This is a genomic window from Ekhidna sp., from assembly GCF_039940915.1.
GTDB lineage: Bacteria > Bacteroidota > Bacteroidia > Cytophagales > Cyclobacteriaceae > Ekhidna.
Genome location: NZ_JBDVFO010000001.1, coordinates 1,023,632 through 1,045,094, shown reverse-complemented (window position 1 = coordinate 1,045,094; position 21,463 = coordinate 1,023,632). Strand labels below are relative to the sequence as shown.

The following is a 21,463-nucleotide window of genomic DNA, read 5'->3' as shown; positions in this document are numbered from 1 at the left end:
TATGTTTGTAGCATGAAAAGATTGTTGGTTGGCTTGCTAACCATTCTTACGTGTTTCACAGCCTACTCCCAAAAAGATAATTATACTGAAGGCTATATCATCACCAATGATTCCAAAGTCGTTTTTGCTGATTTGGCGTATCGAACTGAGGATAAAACTCATTTCTCCTGCGTGGTAAAATCTAAGAATGGAAGAATCAGAGAATATTTTCCGCAAGAACTCAAAGGATATGGATATCTCGGAGGCAATCTGTATAACTCGGTACAGGAGGATAGTATTTTCGCCAAAGTACTCATCAAAGGTTCTTTGAGTCTTTGGAAATACAAAAACTCTTTTTATCTGCACTACGCTGATGAGCTTTATAACCTGAGAAAAGAAGGTGTAGAAAGTGCACGAAACGTGTTTGAGTCATGCCTTGAGTCATCTGAGGTTGATAAAAGCCTTAAGATGAAGGAGCCTGCTCTTCAAGAACTTGTCATCAGTTTTAATGATTGCAAAAAGGAAGAGTATACACTCTTCGCTAAAAAAAAGGCTAACCTTCAGCTGGAATATGGAATAACTACCGGTATTTCTCAGTCATCTCTAAAGTTTTCAGAAAATTCCAGTTTCGAATACTTGAGTCAAAATTATCAATCAGCGGATCCATTTTATGGTCTAAGCATAAATGTCTCAATGCCTAAAGCCGTTGAAGGCCTTTCTTTTCAGCAGGAAATTCAATTTTCCAATAGCTCCTATTTTGATTTGGTGGTAGTCGAAAACCTAAATGAAACCAACTTTTATGATACGTACATTGATTTGAAAAGCTTGTCTCTGCCCTTCTCAGTTAAATACGCTCCAGTCGAAGTTTCCGGACTTCACCCATATTTTCAGATTGGCATCAACTATAGGAAGTTGAAATCCAATACCATCGTGCAAACAGAAGTTGTAGATGGAAATGTGGTAACGACAGAACCAGAAACTGAAGCTTTCAAAGTAAAAGATAAAACCATTGGTACATGGTTTGGAGTGGGTATTTCAAAAGAATTTCAATCTCTCAAGGGAGATGTTTTTGTTAGATACTATTCCAATACCGAAGTGAGCAATTCAAATAGACTGTCAGCAGAAAACAGTCAATTGACCTTCGGAGTTTTAATTAGTTACCTTCAAGCATTTCGCAAATGAAACAGGTAAAGCAAATCAGTACATTGATCTTCCTATTCTTCGCATTGTCAAACTGCGAGGAAAACGAAGTAAGTAGCAGAGAGTACCCGAGACTTAAGACGTTAGCTGTTTCTAACATTACGGAAGCTGGCGCTACGTTCAGCGCAGAATTCACTTTTCGCGGAGATTTTGAAATCACGAGTTATGGATTTACCTGGTCTCGCTTTAAAAACCCTGTCATTGAAAGTTCAGATAAGGTTGTAGTAAATGAAAACCTAAAAGATTCCGGTTTCTCATTAGATGCAAAGTCCGCATTGGAGGAGGGTGTTACTTATAATGTTCGGCCATTTGTTACTACTAATGATTACATTGTATACGGCACATCTACTGAATTTGTAAGCCTTGGAAGTGCTGCTCCAGTTATTGAAAACATTTCGCCCCTGAATATCTACTATCTAGATACCATTACGGTAAGAGGTCAAAACTTTAGCTTTGATAAGGCTAACAATCGTACGCGGTTTAATGAATTCCCGGGACACGTTGTAACATCTTCCGATACATTATTACGCGTCGTTGTTCCGGAGAATATTGACTCGTCTAGTCCATCTTTTAGTGTCTCGGTCGCAGGTAATATCACAGAAGCTTCGGACTCGTTTAATTTCATCGCTCCTCAAATCACAGGTTTATCAAAGACGGATGTCGTCTATGGTGATACGATTGAGATTTTTGGTCATCATTTTGGATACCGCGAGGCGCTCAATTCCATTAAAATAAATGGGCAGGACGTTGAAGCGTTAGAAACCGATTCAACTAGAATTAAAATTGCATTACCAGTAACCAACAAAAATTTCACCATTTCCATCACAAACTCGGTAGGCCAAACAAGCACCAGTGAAGAGCTAACGACACTCTACCCCATCCTGACCCAAATCACACCAGACGAAGGGTTCTACGAAGATGAGATCGAAATTATTGGTGAGAATTTTGGCTACATCGAAGAAATTGTTGACGTGTATTTCAATAATCAAAAAGCAATCATTAATGAATTTTCAAAGGAGTCGATTGCAACCTCCTTGCCTGAAGGTGTGAATAATCCAATCGTTACCAAAGTTATAATAAATGGAATTGAGACAAGTATATCTGATTTCTATTATTTAGGCCCTGAGTTAACGTCGATTTCATCATTAAATGGAACCTGGGGAGATGTGATAACAATTACTGGGAATAACTTCTCGGAAGTTACTGATGAGAATTTCGTTGTAATTGACGGAGTAAATGTTATAGTATTATCAAGTTCGAAGCATGAACTAACCTTTAGTATTCCGGAAAACATAGCGTCTAAAAGCTTTCCTTTTGAAATAGAAGTTAATGGTGTCACTCTGACAACTTCATTTTTTACATTGAATGATCCAGTAATCCATTCAATTACTCCAACAAATGTTTCAAGTCCTGAAAGTTCAATTACTATCAACGGTCAATACTTTCATCCAATAACTAAAAAAAATACAATAACTTATAATGGGGTTGAATTAGAAATAAGTTCATCCACTTCATCAGAAGCTGTGGTTAAGCTTAACAAAGGAGTATTAGAAAATGAACTTGTAACGGAGTTAATTGAGGCCTCGATTAATTTAAACAACTCAATTGGATCAGACTTTAGCCAGCAATTAACTTTAGATTTTATTGGGCCATTTACTGCAAGTGCTAATCTAAATTTTGGTGCGGTTGAAGAGGTCTTCATGTTAGACAACCTGGGCTACGTTATTTTGGATAATGCTTCTCTTTATCAATTCGATTTCAACAGCGAAACCTGGATGCGATTGACCCGCTTCCCTGGAATAAGGGGAACAGATGGAAAAAGGCATCGAGGCACTGGTTTCATCAAAGATGGTCAGATATACTATGGAATGGGTTTCAACGCGAATGACGGTTGTAGCACAAATCCAAACCTAATATGTCCAGGCATTAAGCAAAATGATTTCTGGGTTTATGATCCAAATACTGATGTCTGGACTCAACTAGGAGACAGTCCTCTAAGCGGCAATCAAATAAAGGGTTTTCATTCACAAGGAAGATCCTATCTTATTTCCAGGGAAGGTTTTTATGAATATGACACCGGTTCAGATTCATGGAACACACGAAGCACTATCCCTGAAAGCTTCTTTAGTTTTTCATTTTACACAGCAGATTTAAATGGGAGCCCTTTGGCATGTTACGTTCCATCGGGAGGCGGTCGAGCTTTTCAGACCTATGATGTGGCGTCAGATTCATGGTCATTATTATATTCAGACCCGGAGTTGAGGTACATTGAAGCCATTCAGACCGTAGGCAGTGACATCTATTTCACAAAGGTGTCATTTCCGTTTCAGTCATCAAATCAGTTTGTTAGTCAGCTTTTCAAGCTTAATGCGATCGACTTAACCATCACGGAAGTTGCGATTCCAAGCGATCAGATAATTTTTATACCGTTTCAAATGAATGGCATCCTTTACCTTGATGGAAACACTTCCTCTGATATATTTTACAAGTACGACCCCACCAAATAATCACTCCCTAAACGGAATCCTCCACATAAAATAATAATCAAAAGCGGTGGAGTTTTGCCGGTTGGTTTTTCCAAAGCCCGGGATGTCAAACGTTTTTAGCTCACCTTCACCATTGATCTGATGAAGAAACTGCCAGCGCATGGTAAACCCCATGTATAGGTTAGAAACTATTTTCCCTCTTAGATTAAAAGTTACCTCCATCCAGCGAGCCGAAAGGGAATTATTTTCTAAGAGATAATCTTGCTGTCCAAAGCCTTGATCCGCGGTATACAATAACTGATCATCAAAACTTGCTCTGGCATACCTCAACCCCAGAGATAGCACATTGCCACTAGACCGATCTTTAGAAAAGTTACGATCAAATCCCACTCGGTAATAACTGCCCTTGTTTTGGTAGGCAAAAGACTCCCCCCTTTTGTGTTCTTCCACACCAAAGTCAACCACCAAATTATATTTATGAATTGCTAAAGCAGTCTGAAACTCATGGGTGGTTAAGTCATCCGAGCCAGCGAAAGTACGGATGCTTCGAATGGCATTTACTCCGATTTTTACCTCATATGGACGAAAGTCCACGGGTTCCTTTTGCTGCTTGGGAGCTGCTGGTTGTCCAAAAGCAGCCATCCCCAAAACCAATGTTAATATGCTAAAAGTAGATTTCCACATTGGTATCAATGAGTCTATTGGTAACGGTTCCTACCACCACGGTAGAATCAAATGTTTGCCTTACTGTATCAAGCCCCACGAATATGTACGAAGGATCACACGCAGGATCAAATATGGAAACCTGCTTTTCCGTATAGCTGATCTCTACTTCAAAGTGAGAGGTGTCCGAATCGAAGAAAAAAGTAGTGGTGGGGTCATCGGGATTGAGCGGAAGTCCCACACCAGTAGAATCTGTAAACGGAGTAAAAGAATAGGGCGAGTTCTCTGCTGTAATCGTGAAGCCGATCTTTTTTGATGCCTCACTCTCCAAGTCATAGAACCGAACAATCATGAAATCCTGATTATTGTCTGTTCCACAATTCTCAATTTCCTGACACGAAAGGATCGCAAGTGCAAAAAGTATGATTCCAAATTTTCTCACAGGCGGCAAAATTAAGCTTTAAAGGTTTTACTCACTTTGTTTGCATCGAAAAGCATCAAAAGATTGAATGTATGTGAGTAAGTAATCCCTCTGTTCATGTCAAAACCCTTCTCAAGGATTAATGCAACCCTCATATTTCCATTAGCTTTGCCCCCAGCAAGCGGGATTGAACAAAAAAAGATCATAACGCTTTATTAATATCATGAAAACGAAGGGTTTAAAGAAAACAAAAGTCAATATCGTCACACTCGGGTGCTCCAAAAATTTGGTGGACTCGGAAGTGATGCTGACACAGTTGAGGGGAAACAATATTGATGCCACGCATGAATCCACCAAAGACGACGCAAATGTGGTAGTGGTGAATACATGCGGATTCATAGACAACGCAAAACAAGAATCCATTGACACTATTTTGCGATATGTAGATGCCAAACAAGAAGGTCTGGTTGAGAAAGTCTACGTTTCCGGCTGTCTTTCTCAGCGCTACAAGGACGAGCTGAAAGATGAAATTCCTGATGTTGATGCCTGGTTTGGAACAGGAGATTTGCCTGCACTTCTCAAAAAATTCAAAGCTGATTATAAAAAAGAGCTCTTAGGCGAACGTATCATTACCACTAACAAGCACTACGCGTATTTGAAAATTGCTGAAGGCTGTGATCGCCCATGCAGCTTTTGCGCCATTCCGCTGATGCGAGGAAAGCACGTTTCCAAGCCGATGGAACAAGTAGTCGCAGAAGCCCAATCGCTGATCAGTCAAGGAACCAAGGAAATCTTATTGATCGCGCAGGATTCCACCTACTATGGATTGGACCTTTACAAGAAGAGAAATCTTGCAGAGTTGATGGATCGCCTAGCTGATGTCGACGGGCTTGACTGGATCCGTCTTCACTATGCATTCCCAACAGGCTTTCCGGAAGACGTGCTAGAAGTGATGGCCAATCGATCCAACATTTGTAACTACCTGGATATCCCATTGCAGCACGCTTCCACCAATATGCTCAAAATGATGCGCCGGGGCACTACCAGAGAGAAGACTGAAGCACTGCTCGATAAAATGCGTTCAAAAGTGCCGGATATCGCCATCAGAACGACCTTGATTGCAGGACATCCGGGTGAAACACAAGAAGACTTTGAGGAAATGCTGGACTTTGTAGAGAAAAATAGGTTTGAGCGCCTCGGCATCTTTACCTACTCACATGAAGAAAATACCCACTCATACAATTTTGAGGATGATGTACCGGATGAGACAAAACAAGAACGCGCAAATGCCGTAATGGATTTGCAGGAAGAAATTTCCATGAGCATAAATGAAGCAAAAATTGGCAAAGAATATAAAGTGCTGATTGATCGAATGGAGAGCGGAACATTTGTTGGAAGGACTGAGCATGACTCCCCAGAAGTAGACAATGAGGTAATTATTCCCGCTGACCACTCATACTTGCGAATTGGCGATTTTGCCCAGGTAAAAATTACCGACGCTACAGCATTTGATCTGTACGGTGAACCAATTCAGCCTTAATCCACTTTACTAAAGCGTGCGACCTGAAACCCTACCTTTAGATGAGACTGACTGTTTTTCGCAGTTTTTCATAGACTACATCGACCAAAAAAAGGAGCTACGCTCTTATTATAATGCATTTCCTTCGGTAGCCAATTTCAAGGAAGTTATTGAAAAAAGGGATTTCAAAGATTCGAAAAGAGCCGTTCTTGTAGCGTCCTTGAAAGAACAGTATGAGGGGTTGGAGATTCATTCCGCGGTTGCTACCAATATAGACTCCCTCGACGATTCCAAGACATTCACCATCACTACGGGTCATCAGCTAAATATTTTCACTGGTCCGCTCTATTTTATTTACAAGATCGTAACCGTAATCAATGCTTGCAAAACGCTCAAGCAGAGCTATCCCGATTACAATTTTGTGCCCGTCTACTGGATGGCGAGCGAAGACCATGACTATGATGAAATCAATCACTTCTTTTTTGAAGGAAAAAAACATCAGTGGGAAACTGATCAGACGGGTGCCGTAGGTCATTTCGATCCCTCTGGATTAAAAGACATTGCGGATAATCTTCCGAAGGGTGCTGAATTTTTTAAAGAAGCATACTCCAAAGAAACGCTTGCAGACGCCGGAAGAACGTATGTCAATTACCTCTTTGGAAACGAAGGGCTAGTGGTGGTTGATGCAGATCGCCGGGATTTGAAATCGCTCTTTTCTGAAGTTATTGAAGATGATTTATTTAATCATTCGGCTGAAAATTTAGTCGCAAAGACTTCCGCCTCATTAGAATCGCTAGGATACAAAACTCAGGTTCATGCCCGTGAAATTAATTTCTTCTATCTAAAAAAAGGCGTGAGGGAACGCATTGAAAAAACAGATAGTGGCTTTGCCGTTGTGGATACAGATATCCAGTTCAATGATGAAGAAATCCGTACACTGATAAAAGAACAGCCGGAGGTTTTCAGCCCCAATGTCATTCTTCGTCCCCTGTATCAAGAAACTGTCCTTCCCAATCTCGCATACATTGGAGGTCCCTCAGAAGCGGTCTATTGGCTTCAACTACAAACGGTCTTTGATCACTTCAACACCTCTTTCCCCTTGCTGATGCCGAGAAACTTTGCGCTGGTTGTTCCTTCGACCGCCTCTGCTAAATGGGGGAAAACCGGATTGCCAATCAAAGATGTCTTTCCGGATGCTGAAGCAGCTTATAGCAAGTGGGTCAAAGCCCATTCAGCTCATGAGCTGTCCTACGCCGAAGAACTAAAAGGCTTGAAGGAACTTGAAAGTAAGCTGAAGGCGAAGGCCGAAAAAGTGGATCCAACCTTATCTCAACACATTGAGGCCTTGCACACCACATTTGCTAAGCGCATTGAAAATGCGGAAAAGAAACTAGTTCGAGCAGAAAAGCGCGAGCATACCGACAAAAAGCAACAAATAGAGGCTGTCAAAGAAATGCTTTTTCCAGGGGGAAGCTTGCAAGAACGCAAAGACAGCTTCCTCAATTTCTATTTGAAAGATCCCGAATTCATTCGCGTTTTGCTTCAAACTTTTGACGCATTTGACTACCGGATGTACCTGCTGTTCGAATAGGTTCCTCTCGTGTTTTCTTTGGAAGAGTTTATCCATGAAGATTAAATAAAAGCGGTGTTCTTATTTCCGTGATTTGATCGTTACTTTAGAGACATATTTTTAGATCAGGCTATGGAAATAAGAACCCCAACACTACTCATAGACAAAGAAAAATGTCTTCGCAACATTGATAAGATGCAGGCAAAAGCTGCGAACTCAAATGCTGGTTTGAGGCCTCATTTCAAAACGCATGTTTCAGCGGAAATCGGAAACTGGTATCGGGAAAAAGGAGTAGAAAAATGCACGGTGAGCTCTGTCTCCATGGCAAAATATTTTGCAGAAAATAACTGGTCAGACATCACAATTGCCTTTCCCTACAACCCCCTTGAGGCAGAAGAAATATCAAAAATTGGTGATCAAACCAATCTCAACATCTTAATCGAATCCAAAGAAAGTCTTGAGCATGCCACTACCAACCTAACCAAGAACGTCGGTTTTTTCATAAAGGTAGACGTGGGGACGCACCGAACAGGCGTTGATCCCCGGGACGAGTCCCTCATCCAATTCCTGATTGCTAATGCTACTGAAAAACTACAGTTCAGGGGATTTTTAGCACACGCAGGGCACTCCTATGGATGCAGGGATTTGGACAGTATCCAGTGGATTTTCGATGGCGCCAAAAAAACACTAACACACCTCCATGAAAAATTTGGAGGAATCATCTCTTATGGAGATACACCATCCTGCAGCCTCATGGAAGACTTTTCCTTTTGTGATGAATTGAGACCTGGAAATTTTCTGTTCTACGATTGGATGCAACACAACATTGGTTCATGCAACGTGGAGGAAATTGCCGTCTGCATGGCATGCCCAGTAGTTGCCATTCATCCCGAACGTAATGAAGTAGTGATTTACGGCGGGGGCGTTCACCTCTCCAAAGACATGATCGTAGAAAAAGACCTGCTTGGAAAAGACCTTCGCTGCTTTGGTAAAATGGTGGCACTCGAAAAGGGAGGATGGAACACAAAGATTCTGGGGAATGTAGTCCGTCTTTCTCAGGAGCATGGAATCATAAAATTACCCGACGAAGAAATCACTCATGTAAAAGTAGGAGACATCATTGGCGTGATTCCTGTACATTCGTGCCTTACGGTCGATTTGCAGGGCCACTACCTCTCCACAACGGGAGAGTCAATTGAGAAAATGACTAAAAACTGACAATGCAAAAAACACTTTCACTGCTTCTTATTGTACTCGCCTTCACCGGATATTCGAAAACAGATCCGCCAAAAGACACCATTGACATTATGATCGGACAAATGATCATGATAGGAATCGGTGATTTTAACCTGGTAGATTCCACTGAGCCAATTTTCGGGGAGATAAAAAATGGAAAAGTAGGTGGCGTGGTTCTATACGAGAAAAACATTCTTTTCGAAAGCCCCAAACCCGAGCTGGCGCTATTAGTCGAAACGCTTCAGAAAAATGCTCAAATACCGCTCTTTGTAAGTATTGATGAAGAGGGCGGTCGGGTTTCCAGGATGAAAACCAGGTATGGCTTCCCCAAAAATGTTTCTGCACAGTACCTGGGAGATCTGGACAATCTAGATTCTACCCGATACTACGCAAACCAGACAGCAGCCATTCTAAGTAGCTTCGGTATCAATATGAATTACGCACCTGTGGTCGATGTAAACATCAATACGAGAAACCCGGTGATCGGAAAGTTGGAGCGTAGCTATTCCGAAGACTACAAAGAAGTAATACAGCAGGCGTTTGAAGTAATAAGTCAGCACAATCAAAATGGTGTTGTTCCAGTGTTGAAGCACTTCCCGGGACATGGTAGTAGCCAAAGCGATACTCATTTAGGACTTGCTGATGTGACAGAAACCTGGCAGTTGGAGGAAGTGTATCCGTATAAAGCGCTGATAGATAGTGGTGCCGTTAAAGCAGTGATGACTGCCCACATCGTAAATAAAACTTTGGATGGCAATAAAATCCCAGCCACGCTCTCCAGGCGAATAGTAACAGGAATGCTTCGTGATTTCCTCAATTTCGATGGCGTGATTATCTCGGATGATATGCAAATGGGTGCCATTAACAATGAGTACGGATTGCGAGAAGCAATCAGACTTTCGATAGAAGCAGGGGTTGATATACTCATGTTTGCCAATAATGTCTTCGATCACCAAAGAGTATCCGCGACCACCGTTCATGCCATAATCAAAGACTTACTCTTTGAAGGGATCATTTCGAGGGAGCGTATCCATCAATCATATGTGAGGATAATGAAGCTAAAAGCAGAGACAGGTCTTTGTGATGAAGATTATTACCGATCATTAAAAAATAAACTTAGAGCGTATAACTAGGCCCTCAATAAAACCTGATTTTACTATCTTCACCCTTTCATGATCCAATACAATCCAAAATCTTGGTTTTCGCTGATCTTTGATGTTTACAGCAGATACGTTATTCGGGCGCTATTCCCTTTAATTTTATTTGCCGGAGTTCTTACGTCTGTCCTGTGTTTTTTATTCATAGATGTCCTCCAGATAGTCATAGTAGATACCAAAGCCTTTCACTCCATTTTAGGGGTAATTCTAGGCTTGTTCCTCGTATTAAGAACCAACACCGCATATGATAGATGGTGGGAAGGTAGAAAGCTATGGGGGCAGCTGGTAAACGACTGCCGACAATTAGCCATCAAAATTTGTGCATTCCTTCCTGAAGATGCTAAGGAGGATAGACTCTTCTTCAAAAAGATGATTCCGAATGTCACCTTTGCCATGAAGCATCACCTGAGAAGCAGCATTTTGGTGGGAGAAATGGATTTCTTTGATGAAGCATCAAAGAAAAGAATCATCAATAGCAACCACCGACCCAATATCATTAATAAAATAATGATGGAGCGTGTGATGGACTTAAACAAGCGGGGCTTGCTCACCGCAGACAAGCTTTTCATTATTGACAAAGAGATCAAAGGGTTTACCGATATCATAGGAGCATGTGAGCGTATCAAATCTACGCCTATCCCATACTCCTACAGCATGTTCATCAAGAAATTCCTTTTTATTTACTGCATCACTTTACCGATGACCTTCATTGGGGAGTTTGGATACTGGTCAGTTATTCTGGTAGTCGTAGCCTTTTATTTTTTGATGAGCGTAGAACTTATTTCAGAAGAAATAGAAGATCCTTTCGGCAGAGATATTAATGACCTTCCGCTCGATGAACTTTGCGTGAAAATCAAAAAGAACATCATAGAAATTTTCAACAATAACTAACTTGACAACCTAATAAGCTTTAAACTTCGAATTATGAAATTGAATCAACTTAAACTAGCCTCACTTGCATTATCAGCAGCCGTGCTTGTATCTTCTTGCGGCGGTGGTCAGGAAAAATCCTCAGATGCTTCCTCTGAATTCGATGCGGCAAAAGAACAAGTAGCAGCAGACGTGTCTAAAGTGCTAAAGGATTTACCTCCTCCTTCTGAGGTTCCCTACCTTTTGATGAATGCTGGTGCAGAGTTTGATCCAACCATTATCAATGCGCTTGATAAAATGGAATCCTATCAAACTGACGAATCTAAGGCAGCGCTCAATCTGGGTGTGTACGCTACTGATATCGGATACTTAACTTCTTATGAGAAGTCTGAACTAGCACTTGACTATATGGGTGAGTGCCAGAAACTTGCCGCTCCGGTTGGTGTATCAGGCGCCATCGATTATGGCATGATTTCTCGTTTCGAGGCGAATATGGAAAACAAAGATTCACTCGCTAGCATCATCAATGAAGTGATGCAAAAATCTGGTGAAAGACTGAGTGAGTTGGAAGAGCTAAACAGTGCCGCTCTTCTTCTTGCTGGCAGCTGGATCGAAGGAGTTTACATTTCTTCCACAATTGTAAATACATACCCAGACGATCTCCCTGAGGAATCAAGAACGTTGATCCTTGAGCCTTTGGTAAAAATCGTGATCGACCAAAAAGTTTCGCTCAATGACCTAATGCAGGTAATGAGTGATGTGCCTGAGACTCCAGAGGTAAACAGCATGATTGCAGAGCTTGAAAAAGTAAAAGCTATTTATGATGGAGAACTTGCTGAAGTTGAAACACAAATTGCAGAAAACACTGGTGGGTTTGTTTTGCTGCCAAGTACCCTGGATAATTTATCAGCAGAAGTATCCAGAATCAGAAGCTCAATTGTTGAATAATTAGCTTATTAAAAATACGACAAGCCGTCATTGCTAAGCAGTGACGGCTTTTTTAATTTACAGGGATCGTGCTAATGTTCTAACTTTAGCATTCCTAATCAACCCTAACCACTAACTCCATGAGTGAAGAATTGCTGAAAGCTATCATACGCCTCCTTGTTATTGTCGCAAAAGAGGAGGGAGAAGTTGATGAAAGTGAAAAAGAAAGCGTTCGGGAGTTTCTATATGAGAATGTAAGCAGGGATGACACCAAGCATTACCTAAAAATTCTTGATGAGTACTTAAAAGAGGTTGATACCGGCAAAGATGATCACAGCCAGATCGATGAGATCACTACCAACATCAACCACGAACTTACCCAACCACAAAAGCTGGTGGTAATGGTTCGGCTCATGGAATTGATTATTGCGGATGAAAAAATCACAGAGCGAGAGTCAGAGCTCCTCTATCGAATAGGGAAAAACTTCAAATTTGAAGATGAAATTGTAGATTCAATAAAGCACTTCGTTGTTAATAAAGATCCAAACGAATATTCCGACCTTTATTCTGTTGTCGTATCAGGTGCAGAAGAAGCAGATCGTCCTCGACAAATTTTTCATGAGCAGCTTAAAGGTCATTTAGCCTTCTTCAAATTGCCAAAAATTGACACCTGTTTTTTTAAGTACTACGGTGGTGATATTGTCAGCCTAAACGGACTGATGATTTCTCCCAACAAGATCAAAGTTTTTTCAACCGGCAGTTCCATTAAAGGAAAAAAGACCGAGCGTCTCTACTACAGTGATGTGGTTGGGATATTGAGGGATGATGTGACAGAAAGCAATGTCTCCTTTGTGGCCGAAAATATCACTTACAAATTCGACAATGGGAATGTTGGTCTTGTAGACATCAATGTTGCAGAATCTACAGGAAGATTGGTTGCCATTATGGGAGGAAGTGGAGCTGGGAAATCTACACTCTTCAATGTACTGAATGGCACAGCAAAGCCTAGTCAAGGTTCGGTTAGAATCAATGGTATTGATATCTATAAAAGCTCCAAAGAAGTGGAAGGCATCATTGGAAATGTCCCCCAGGATGATTTGCTCATTGAAGATTTAACGGTATACCAAAACCTATTTTATGCCGCTAAATTATGCTTTGACAAAACTGAAAAAACGGTTTTAAATGATCTTGTGAATCGCACACTCGAATCACTCGGTCTTACCGAAGCGAAAGATTTGAAAGTTGGAAATCCTCTTCAGAAAACCATAAGCGGTGGTCAACGAAAAAGGTTAAACATTGGCCTTGAGTTGTTACGGGAGCCTTCCGTTCTTTTTGTTGATGAGCCAACGAGTGGGCTCTCTTCCAGAGACTCTGAAAATATCATGGACTTGCTCAAGGAGCTGTCCCTTAGAGGGAAAATGGTGTTTGTAGTTATACACCAGCCATCTTCAGAGATTTTCAAAATGTTTGATAAGCTCCTGATTCTCGATACCGGAGGTCATCAGATATACTATGGCAATCCTGTTAAAGCCGTGACCTATTTCAAAAACATGGTAGAGATGATCGACAGAGATCAGAGTGCATGTATTGAATGTGGAAACGTAAACCCGGAGCAGATATTCAATATCATCGAAATGAAGGTGGTGGATGAGTACGGACGATTCACAAATAAAAGAAAGTATTCTCCTGTGCAGTGGCACGAGCAGTTTACGAATAACATTGAGGTTGAGTCTATTGAAGAAGATAAGACAAAGCCTGAGAAGTCACTGGATCTTCCAAACAAATTGAAGCAAGCCAGAATCTTTCTGCAACGAGATGTTCTGGCAAAAATCAGCAATCGACAATACGTGCTTATAAACTTACTGGAAGCACCTGCCCTTGCACTTCTTTTAGCGCTAATCACAAAGTACTCACCAACGGATGCAACGTATACGTTTTATAAAAATGAGAACATCCCTGTGTTCTTTTTCATGAGCATAATCGTAGCACTGTTTATGGGGCTTACCGTTAGTGCAGAGGAAATCATCAAAGACAGAAAAATACTTAAAAGGGAGGCTTTTCTCCACTTAAGCAAGCTTAGCTATCTGTCATCCAAAACGCTTATCTTGTTTTGTCTATCTGCTGTTCAGACCTTGCTATTTGTATGGGTTGGTTCCTGGATTTTAGGGATTCAAGGGATGAACATATCGTATTGGATTATTCTGTTTTCAGTTTCATGCTTTGCCAATATCCTTGGCTTAAACATTTCTGCAGGATTCAATTCGGTAATCACGGTATATATCTTAATTCCACTTTTAATTATTCCTCAGCTTATTCTAAGTGGTGTAGTTGTCGACTTTGACAAACTCAATTCATCCTTTTCCAATAGCAAGAAAGTACCATTTATCGGCGAAATGATGACCTCTCGCTGGGCATACGAGGCACTTGCTGTGAGTCAATTTAGAGACAACCCTTTCAACAAGGATTATTATTCATTGGATCGCGAAATAGCCATTAACACCTATAAGTCTGTTTACTACACCAAGCACCTACAGGAAAATTTGGATTACTGTTACGAAAACAAAGAATTCAGTGGGAGAGCAAATAACTTGAGTCTCTTGCAAAATGAGATCAGAAAACAGTTGAGCATATTTGGTGAGGATAAACTTTTGGTCACTGATCAACTCACCGAGACGGGGTTAACTGAGCAAGTTTACCGGGAAACTGCTGCCTTCTTAGAAGCCATCCGTTCTGTCTATAACACCCGAAGGAAAAAAGCAAAAGATGAATTAGACGCTCTTATAGCTGAGCGAACCAAAACCCCGGCATTGGAACAGCAATACATAAGCCGAAGAAATTCGTTTGAAAATGAACGTGTTAGCCTTATGCTGAAGAACATTCAGGCCAAACGAAGGGTGGTTGTTTCTAATAATGAGCTAGTTCAAAAGATTTATCCGATATATGCTAAAAATGAGTTTCCTGAAGGGGCGTTGGATTTTCGAACAAACTTCTACTATCCGGAAAAGCATTTTGCGGGAATGTACATTGACACTTTCATCTTCAACCTCATAGTGATCTGGCTGATGACCATATTGTTGTTTGTGGCAGTTTATTACGACTGGCTAAGAAAAATAATTGGAAGTGGACGCTTCTAAATCGGCACGTTAACGTGGCGTTCTGCATGGTAAGATGATCTTACCAACGGTCCTGACTCAACATACTTAAGTCCTCGCCTTAACCCCTCCTCGCGAAAGTGATCAAACTTGTCAGGGTGCACAAACTCAGCAACTTCAATATGTCTTTTTGTGGGTTGCAGGTATTGACCCAAAGTAAGAATATGCAGACCATACGCTACCAGGTCATCCATCGCCTTGTACACTTCTTCATCCGTCTCACCGAGACCTAGCATTATCCCTGATTTTGTTCGCTTCCCAGCCTCGTTGGTAAGCTTAATCTGCTCAAGGCTTCTGTTATATTTTGCCTGTGGGCGTACTCTTCGATAGAGACTCTCGACAGTTTCCATGTTATGCGAAACCACCTCTTGTCCTCCATCGATCATTCGATATAATGCATCCCAATTTCCTTTCACATCAGGGATTAGTGTTTCTATGGTCGTCTCCGGAGATAATTTTTTCGTCTCTACTACGGTCTGATACCAAATCTCCGCTCCTCTGTCTTTAAGCTCATCTCTGTTTACTGAAGTAAGCACCGCATGCTTTACTCCCATAAGTTTGATGGCCTCTGCTACACGCTTCGGTTCCTCTTCATCATACTCAGGAGGTCTTCCAGTGGCAACAGCACAAAAAGTGCAGCTTCTGGTACAGACGTTTCCCAAAATCATAAATGTCGCTGTTCCTTCTCCCCAGCATTCTCCCATATTTGGGCAATTGCCGCTCTCGCAAATTGTGTGGAGCTTGTGTTGATCCACCAGTTTTCTGACTTTGGCATAATTCTCCCCCACGGGAAGTTTTACTCTTAGCCAGTTCGGCTTCTTCTTTCTCTCCGGCTTATCTACAACAGGTAAATCGATCATACGCTACAATTCAGATATAAAATGCAAATCTAATTCAGGAATAGTAGATTCCCGTCTATTTTCGGGAACCCCAAAATAGTGTGAAGAAAACAGAAGAAAACACTGATTTGTTCGCCTGGGAAGGAACAAGTTCAATTTCTTTGGAAAAAGCCTCCACCATAACGCCCACTTCCACACCAGCTACATTGCTTCTATAGGTTCCAAACTCAAAAAACACAGAACCTTTCGCATGTACTCCGGGTGCAAAATCAGAATCACCCAGGCCTTGAAAGAGTTTACCTGGACCTGCAATGGTTTGTGGGGAAGGATGAGTTATCAAACTAAATGGTGAATACCGCTGATCTGCGCCTAAGACATAATAGGGAGTAACCAGTCCAAACGTTGGACCTCCCGCCACAGCCATGCTGATTTGAACGCCTTGCTGATTCGCTTTCCTGAACATCAGCTTCTCCAATCCATAGTTCGTCCGAATGGCATACAAATAGTTTGACTTTCCATAGATAAAACCAGCACCACTTAAGCCAATGTATCTAGCCTCACTTGGATGCTTTACGTTGGACAACTCCAATCCAAATGTCTGATAGATATCTTTTCCTTTCTTTCGGCTATGGCGAACCATTAAACCTCCAATGAGTCCTCCATTGGTATTCTTGTTTATTCCCCAGATCCACTCAGAAGAATATTCAAACTCTTCGCCTTCGAACAGCTGTGCTGACCCTAGCAAGGGAAGAATTAGAAGAATATATAAATGGAGTTTTTTCATGTGTGCTATTCCATAACAAAAATAATGCGCAAATCCCTATTGTTTTTCTGCTTCAATGTTAAGTTCACTGTAGCTAATTCCCATATGCGATGCATCGAATGTTGCCTTCCCGTTCCTAATCAGGATTACTTGGGGAGATTCATGCCTGATTCCATACCGCTCAGCAACTTTGTTGGATAGATCTCTATAGGTGATGAGATCGAGAAAGTACGGATCAAAAGATGCATTCTCATCGTATGATCTTTCAAAACGACCTAGCGCCATTGCACTGATGGAGCAGCGGGTACTGTGTTTAAACAATAGAATGGGCTTTTCATTCGACATTCTATCAATTTCTTCCAATTGTGAAATCGTATTCAACTGAGTCCAGGGTAGAGGTTTTACCTCTTTCGATGAAAATAGTTTTCCTAACATTTATAGATCCTCTATCTTTTAGTTATTCCAGATCACCCGTTCTTTTTTATCGAACCTGGGTTCTTTTACTCGCTCATTAACACCATTTGAGTTTTGCTTGTTCCCGTTCATTCGTGTCCAAAAGATATTCCACTTTCTAAACATCTTTCTAATCTTAGGATTATTAAACTTCATGGCCATGTGGTAATTACTACTCGGGTGCTGATCTCCAACGCGTCGACGCCCCACTTTCATGTCCCCTTCCCAAAGAGAAGATTCTTGGTAAATTCTCGCCAATCCCCATTCTTTCGAATTCCCAAAAAACCTAATTCTGCTACCCGTGTATTTTGGTCGTACTTTAAAATCTACTCCTCTAAAGGGTGATCCCGCTGAATAGCGAGGCTTTACATTGTAGTCCTTCCCTCTGAAGGGCATTCCTTGTGAGTACCTTGGGTTAATTTTGTAATCCTTACTTCGAAATGGCATCCCCTGAGAGTACCTCGGGTTGATTTTATAGTCTTTGCTTCTAAAAGGCATTCCTTGTGAATAACGCGGTGTGATTTTATAATCCTTCCCTCTAAACGGTGAGCCCTTCGAATACCTAATATTCACCTTGTAATCCCTCCCTCTAAAAGGGTTTGACGGTGAGTACCTTGGTGCTACTTTGTAAACTTGACCTCTAAACGGACTTCCCTGAGAATAACGGATATTCACTTTGTAATCCCTCCCACGGAAGGGGTTTGAGGATGAAAACCTTGGTGCAATTTTATAGTCCTTTGCTCTGAATGGATTTCCTCTTGAGTAGCGGGGTGAAGTCTTGTATTGGCTCCCTCGAAAAGGATTCCCAAAAGAATAGCGAGGAGTAACTTTATAGTCATTTCCTCGAAAAGGATTGCTCCCTGAATAACGAGGAGATGTCTTTCTGGTCTTAAAGCTGGCCAGACCTCCAGAAGAGGATCTTGTTCTAACCGAATAGCGCTTCTGTTTATCTCTCAGTGGCGAGTAACGAGGAGAGGCTGTTTTTGATAGCCTAAAGGGTGAAGAAGCACTTGAATATCTGGGAGAAGTGCTTCTTCCATTGCTAGGTATTCCCGTGCTCTTACCAGGCTTTTTTTTGTTCCGAAAAAAGAGAAAGCCTTTTCGCTCTACTTTTTTAACCTTGAGCTTTCGATCGGTATCCTCAAGCAATTGTGCATCGGTAGTATAAACTGCCGCGCCAATCAAAAATGATATGATAAGAAACCGTTTCATTTACTCTGTGCTACTCAAAGGTTAGTAATTTAGATATATCTCAACGAATTTGTCGTTTCCGTTGGTTACCCTCCTTTTCGTTTCGTAAAAAAAGAACGCTTAATTCTCTGAAACATTTTTATCAGTAATTAAGCGTTCCCTAAAAATTCTGTACGTATCCGGTTATATCTGAATTGGCTCCCCTTGAGCATTTAACACTTCAAATTCAGTTAGCGCCTTGGAACTATCTTCTACCATATTGACCCAACGGAAATATTTCATAAACCATTTTACCCTTCTGGAGAAAACTCCCGCAGTAAAGTAAGTATATAAATATGGATGCAATGCCACTGTAATCTTCTTCTCATTTTGAGACTCAAAGAAGTACTTAATGGTGTTTTCCACTTGGTCTGCTACTTGAATAGAAGCCGAAATTTTGCCTGTTCCACTACAGTTGGGGCATAATTCTTTCGTGGTTATGGATAGCTCTGGTCTCACCCTTTGCCGAGTGATTTCCATGAGGCCAAATTTAGATAGCGGAAGAATCGTGTGCTTTGATCGATCATCTTTCATCGCATCTTTCATCCTGGCATAGAGCTTCTTCTTGTTCTCTATCCTTCGCATATCTATGAAGTCTATCACGATGATTCCACCCATGTCCCTGAGTCTTAGCTGCCGTGCAATCTCATCTGCCGCATCTAGGTTTACCTTCAGCGCAGTGTCTTCCTGATTGTCTTCTTTATTAGACTTGTTGCCACTATTGACATCAATGACATGAAGCGCTTCGGTATGCTCAATGATCAGATATCCACCATTTAGCATACTCACAGACTGACCAAAGGAGGTCTTCATCTGCTTTTCTACACCTGTGGCTTCAAAAATCTTTGATTTCCCGTTGTACTGTTTCAGAATCTTTTCCTTGTCCGGAGCAATACCCTTGACGAAAGTTTTGATCTCCTGATAAAGCTCCTTATCATCAACCATGATGCTATCGAAGCTTTCATTCAGTACATCTCGTAGGATAGAGTTGGCGCGATTCATTTCGCCAATCACCTTGTCTCGCACTTTGGCTGTTTGCAAGGCTTTCATGCCCTCATCCCAGCGATCCACAAGGTTGCGTAAATCTGTATCAAGCTCTTTTACATCCTTGCCTGTAGCTACAGTACGGATAATCACACCAAACCCTTCAGGCTTGATGGAGCTGATCAATCGTTGAAGACGCTTACGTTCGTTTGCGTCAGTTATTTTTTTTGATACGTTTACCGTGTTTGAAAACGGCACCATTACCAGGTATCTACCTGCCAATGACAACTCGCATGAAAGTCGTGGGCCTTTTGTAGAAATAGGCTCCTTTACTACTTGTACTAAAATCTTCTGTCCTTTAGTAAGGACTTGACTCATCTTACCAAGCTTGTTGATGTCTGGCTCTGTTTTAAAACCCGTCAGCCTTGTGCTGTTGAGTTTTTTCGCCAATGTAAGTTTGGTAAACTTATTTAGTGATTGAACCTGAGGTCCTAAATCTAAGTAGTGTAAAAAGGCATCCTTTTCATATCCTAAATCAATAAAAGCTGCGTTCAATCCTTGAACTACCTTCTTTACTGATCCCAGATAAATGTCACCTACGTTGAAGGTTTGACCACCTCCGTCTTGGTGAAATTCTACTAGCCTTTTATCCTTAAGTAAAGCAATACGACATCCCTCGCGAGTTGAGTTAATGATTAGTTCATTACTCATAGCGATTGTTTAGTGGGTGCCTATTACTTCTTCTTATGTCTGTTTTTTCTAAGTCTCTTCTTTCTCTTGTGAGTGGAGATCTTATGTCTCTTTCTTTTCTTACCGCAAGGCATAATTTCTATTCTTTTAAAAGTTTCTAAAATATTTTAAAGCCCATTGAGATAATCGTTTGCCATCATTTTGATCGCTGGGATTGAATCTCTAGAAGCTAAAATTTCCTCCAAAAGCAAGCGAGCCTGCTTTTGTTGATTTATTTCCATCATGGATACCGCCAAGTAAAGCTTTGCTTCATGGTCAGCAGCATTCAATGATATCAAATTTTCAAATCGTTCCTTTGCTCTTTCAAACTGTCCGCTTTGGATGGCTAAAAGGCCAAGGTTTAATATTGCTTGTCGGTTGGTTTCATCCTGAGCTAAAACTTCTCTTAGCATGGCTATTCCAGCCATCGGGTTTTCAGAAACCACAAGCGTCATTGCTAATCTGTTTTTCAAAAAAAGGTTTGTCGGATCTTTATCCAACAAGTTTTGTAAAACCCCTCTGGCCTTCTCTGCATATTTCTTAGCTCGTTCCGGATCCGGAGATCGCTCATAAGCAGTGAAATAAATATCCGCGGCTAATTTGGAAGGAATGATTTCCCATCTTTCAATGTCCGCAGCAATACTTGCCGCACTATCCACAACCCCATAATCGAGGAAGCGTCTAGCCAAAGAGTGCGCAAAGTTAGCTTTTTTATCAACATTTTCTTCTCCTTGAACCAATCTTCTCAAGTCATTGATCTGACTTTCAACTTCTTGAGGTATTTCCATCGAGTGACTTTCAGTCTCGACTACTTCCTGAAGCTGTTCATTTTCAACAACACTACGGGGTAATTGAAAGATAATTACTACCAAAGCCGCAGATCCAAGAAGGAGGATTAACTGTGATCTCGTCACTTGATCTTAGAAGATTTTTTGATCTTGTCTACAAAAATTTTCGATGGCTTAAATGAGGGAATGAAGTGCTCATCAATTACAATTGCGGTGTTTTTTGAGATATTTCGTGCAATCTTCTTTGCTCTTTTTTTGTTCACGAAACTACCGAATCCTCGTACGTAAACATTTTCGCCATTAGCCATGTTGTTTTTCACAACAGTAAAAAAGGCTTCCACAGACGCTTGCACATCTGCTTTATCTATTCCGGTCTTATCCGATATTTCGTTTATAACATCAGCTTTTGTCACAACTGTCTGGTTTATAGGTGGGTATTAAAATTGGGAGGCCAAAATTAAATTTGCACCTTCACATAAAAAAAGGATTTCTAAATT

18 protein-coding genes are annotated in these 21,463 nt (G+C 41.1%); 9 read left to right on the top strand and 9 right to left on the bottom strand.

From position 1 onward, the window contains the following. Positions 1–12: 12 nt before the first annotated feature. Entirely contained in the window at positions 13–1,161 is a 1,149-nt protein-coding gene (locus ABJF57_RS04800) for a porin family protein (RefSeq protein WP_462230674.1), read from the top strand. After that, positions 1,158–3,686: an IPT/TIG domain-containing protein gene (locus ABJF57_RS04795; protein ID WP_462230676.1), complete on the top strand. Its 2,529-nt coding sequence runs from the start codon at positions 1,158–1,160 to the stop codon at positions 3,684–3,686. Before ABJF57_RS04800 ends, ABJF57_RS04795 begins: the two co-directional genes overlap by 4 nt. Here ABJF57_RS04795 and ABJF57_RS04790 read toward each other — a convergent pair whose 3' ends face one another. Both ABJF57_RS04790 and ABJF57_RS04785 read right to left on the bottom strand, forming a co-directional pair. Continuing rightward, positions 3,687–4,349, bottom strand: a complete 663-nt coding sequence (locus tag ABJF57_RS04790) for a DUF6048 family protein (protein ID WP_462230678.1) — start codon at positions 4,347–4,349, stop codon at positions 3,687–3,689. Continuing rightward, positions 4,330–4,770, bottom strand: a complete 441-nt coding sequence (locus ABJF57_RS04785) for a hypothetical protein (RefSeq protein WP_462230680.1) — start codon at positions 4,768–4,770, stop codon at positions 4,330–4,332. The genes ABJF57_RS04790 and ABJF57_RS04785 overlap by 20 nt, the downstream gene beginning before the upstream one ends. A gap of 202 nt (positions 4,771–4,972) precedes the next feature. Between ABJF57_RS04785 and rimO the strand changes: the two genes are divergently transcribed. The 7 genes from rimO to ABJF57_RS04750 all read left to right on the top strand — a co-directional run bounded on the left by rimO (position 4,973) and on the right by ABJF57_RS04750 (position 15,162). Beyond that, on the top strand, positions 4,973–6,289 hold the full coding sequence (gene rimO, locus ABJF57_RS04780) for a 30S ribosomal protein S12 methylthiotransferase RimO (RefSeq protein ID WP_462230682.1): 1,317 nt from the start codon (positions 4,973–4,975) through the stop codon (positions 6,287–6,289). Between the two features lie 16 nt (positions 6,290–6,305). Beyond that, the gene (gene bshC, locus ABJF57_RS04775; protein WP_462230684.1) at positions 6,306–7,859 is read left to right on the top strand and encodes a bacillithiol biosynthesis cysteine-adding enzyme BshC; all 1,554 of its coding nucleotides are present in this window, start codon (positions 6,306–6,308) and stop codon (positions 7,857–7,859) included. 111 nt (positions 7,860–7,970) lie between these two features. Continuing rightward, on the top strand, positions 7,971–9,056 hold the full coding sequence (locus tag ABJF57_RS04770; protein WP_462230686.1) for an alanine racemase: 1,086 nt from the start codon (positions 7,971–7,973) through the stop codon (positions 9,054–9,056). A gap of 2 nt (positions 9,057–9,058) precedes the next feature. Then, positions 9,059–10,207, top strand: a complete 1,149-nt coding sequence (locus tag ABJF57_RS04765) for a glycoside hydrolase family 3 protein (RefSeq protein ID WP_462230688.1) — start codon at positions 9,059–9,061, stop codon at positions 10,205–10,207. A 39-nt stretch (positions 10,208–10,246) separates the two neighbouring features. Continuing rightward, positions 10,247–11,122 carry a bestrophin family protein gene (locus ABJF57_RS04760; protein ID WP_462230690.1) on the top strand — a complete coding sequence of 292 codons (876 nt, stop codon included), beginning with the start codon at positions 10,247–10,249 and terminating at the stop codon, positions 11,120–11,122. Positions 11,123–11,155: 33 nt separating this feature from the next. Continuing rightward, complete coding sequence (locus ABJF57_RS04755; RefSeq protein ID WP_462230692.1) at positions 11,156–12,049, top strand: hypothetical protein; 894 nt, start codon at positions 11,156–11,158, stop codon at positions 12,047–12,049. 119 nt (positions 12,050–12,168) lie between these two features. Further along, entirely contained in the window at positions 12,169–15,162 is a 2,994-nt protein-coding gene (locus ABJF57_RS04750) for an ATP-binding cassette domain-containing protein (protein WP_462230696.1), read from the top strand. On the opposite strand, the gene lipA is transcribed toward ABJF57_RS04750, so the two are convergent. The 7 genes from lipA to ABJF57_RS04715 all read right to left on the bottom strand — a co-directional run bounded on the left by lipA (position 15,159) and on the right by ABJF57_RS04715 (position 21,379). Beyond that, entirely contained in the window at positions 15,159–16,040 is an 882-nt protein-coding gene (gene lipA / locus ABJF57_RS04745) for a lipoyl synthase (RefSeq protein WP_462230698.1), read from the bottom strand. The genes ABJF57_RS04750 and lipA overlap by 4 nt on opposite strands. 55 nt (positions 16,041–16,095) lie before the next feature. Beyond that, entirely contained in the window at positions 16,096–16,803 is a 708-nt protein-coding gene (locus ABJF57_RS04740; RefSeq protein WP_462230700.1) for a hypothetical protein, read from the bottom strand. A gap of 36 nt (positions 16,804–16,839) precedes the next feature. Continuing rightward, a complete protein-coding gene (gene ytxJ / locus ABJF57_RS04735) occupies positions 16,840–17,217 on the bottom strand; it encodes a bacillithiol system redox-active protein YtxJ (RefSeq protein ID WP_462230702.1) in 378 nt (125 codons plus the stop codon). Positions 17,218–17,235: 18 nt separating this feature from the next. Beyond that, entirely contained in the window at positions 17,236–18,447 is a 1,212-nt protein-coding gene (locus tag ABJF57_RS04730) for a hypothetical protein (protein WP_462230704.1), read from the bottom strand. A gap of 162 nt (positions 18,448–18,609) precedes the next feature. Next, complete coding sequence (locus ABJF57_RS04725; protein ID WP_462230706.1) at positions 18,610–20,160, bottom strand: Rne/Rng family ribonuclease; 1,551 nt, start codon at positions 20,158–20,160, stop codon at positions 18,610–18,612. A 146-nt stretch (positions 20,161–20,306) separates the two neighbouring features. Beyond that, the gene (locus ABJF57_RS04720; RefSeq protein ID WP_462230708.1) at positions 20,307–21,092 is read right to left on the bottom strand and encodes a tetratricopeptide repeat protein; all 786 of its coding nucleotides are present in this window, start codon (positions 21,090–21,092) and stop codon (positions 20,307–20,309) included. Beyond that, positions 21,089–21,379 (bottom strand): HU family DNA-binding protein, encoded by a 291-nt coding sequence (locus ABJF57_RS04715; protein WP_462230710.1) that lies wholly within the window; start codon positions 21,377–21,379, stop codon positions 21,089–21,091. Before ABJF57_RS04715 ends, ABJF57_RS04720 begins: the two co-directional genes overlap by 4 nt. Positions 21,380–21,463 lie beyond the last annotated feature (84 nt).

What these genes read in the sequence shown, in the direction of transcription:
- ABJF57_RS04730 (WP_462230704.1), bottom strand. Translation starts at nt 18,447, where the DNA reads ATGAAACGGTTTCTTATCATATCATTTTTGATTGGCGCGGCAGTTTAT.
- rimO (WP_462230682.1), top strand. Translation starts at nt 4,973, where the DNA reads ATGAAAACGAAGGGTTTAAAGAAAACAAAAGTCAATATCGTCACACTC.
- ABJF57_RS04795 (WP_462230676.1), top strand. Translation starts at nt 1,158, where the DNA reads ATGAAACAGGTAAAGCAAATCAGTACATTGATCTTCCTATTCTTCGCA.
- ABJF57_RS04760 (WP_462230690.1), top strand. Translation starts at nt 10,247, where the DNA reads ATGATCCAATACAATCCAAAATCTTGGTTTTCGCTGATCTTTGATGTT.
- ABJF57_RS04765 (WP_462230688.1), top strand. Translation starts at nt 9,059, where the DNA reads ATGCAAAAAACACTTTCACTGCTTCTTATTGTACTCGCCTTCACCGGA.
- lipA (WP_462230698.1), bottom strand. Translation starts at nt 16,040, where the DNA reads ATGATCGATTTACCTGTTGTAGATAAGCCGGAGAGAAAGAAGAAGCCG.
- ABJF57_RS04725 (WP_462230706.1), bottom strand. Translation starts at nt 20,160, where the DNA reads ATGAGTAATGAACTAATCATTAACTCAACTCGCGAGGGATGTCGTATT.
- ytxJ (WP_462230702.1), bottom strand. Translation starts at nt 17,217, where the DNA reads ATGTTAGGAAAACTATTTTCATCGAAAGAGGTAAAACCTCTACCCTGG.
- ABJF57_RS04750 (WP_462230696.1), top strand. Translation starts at nt 12,169, where the DNA reads ATGAGTGAAGAATTGCTGAAAGCTATCATACGCCTCCTTGTTATTGTC.
- ABJF57_RS04770 (WP_462230686.1), top strand. Translation starts at nt 7,971, where the DNA reads ATGGAAATAAGAACCCCAACACTACTCATAGACAAAGAAAAATGTCTT.
- ABJF57_RS04755 (WP_462230692.1), top strand. Translation starts at nt 11,156, where the DNA reads ATGAAATTGAATCAACTTAAACTAGCCTCACTTGCATTATCAGCAGCC.
- ABJF57_RS04740 (WP_462230700.1), bottom strand. Translation starts at nt 16,803, where the DNA reads ATGAAAAAACTCCATTTATATATTCTTCTAATTCTTCCCTTGCTAGGG.
- ABJF57_RS04790 (WP_462230678.1), bottom strand. Translation starts at nt 4,349, where the DNA reads ATGTGGAAATCTACTTTTAGCATATTAACATTGGTTTTGGGGATGGCT.
- ABJF57_RS04800 (WP_462230674.1), top strand. Translation starts at nt 13, where the DNA reads ATGAAAAGATTGTTGGTTGGCTTGCTAACCATTCTTACGTGTTTCACA.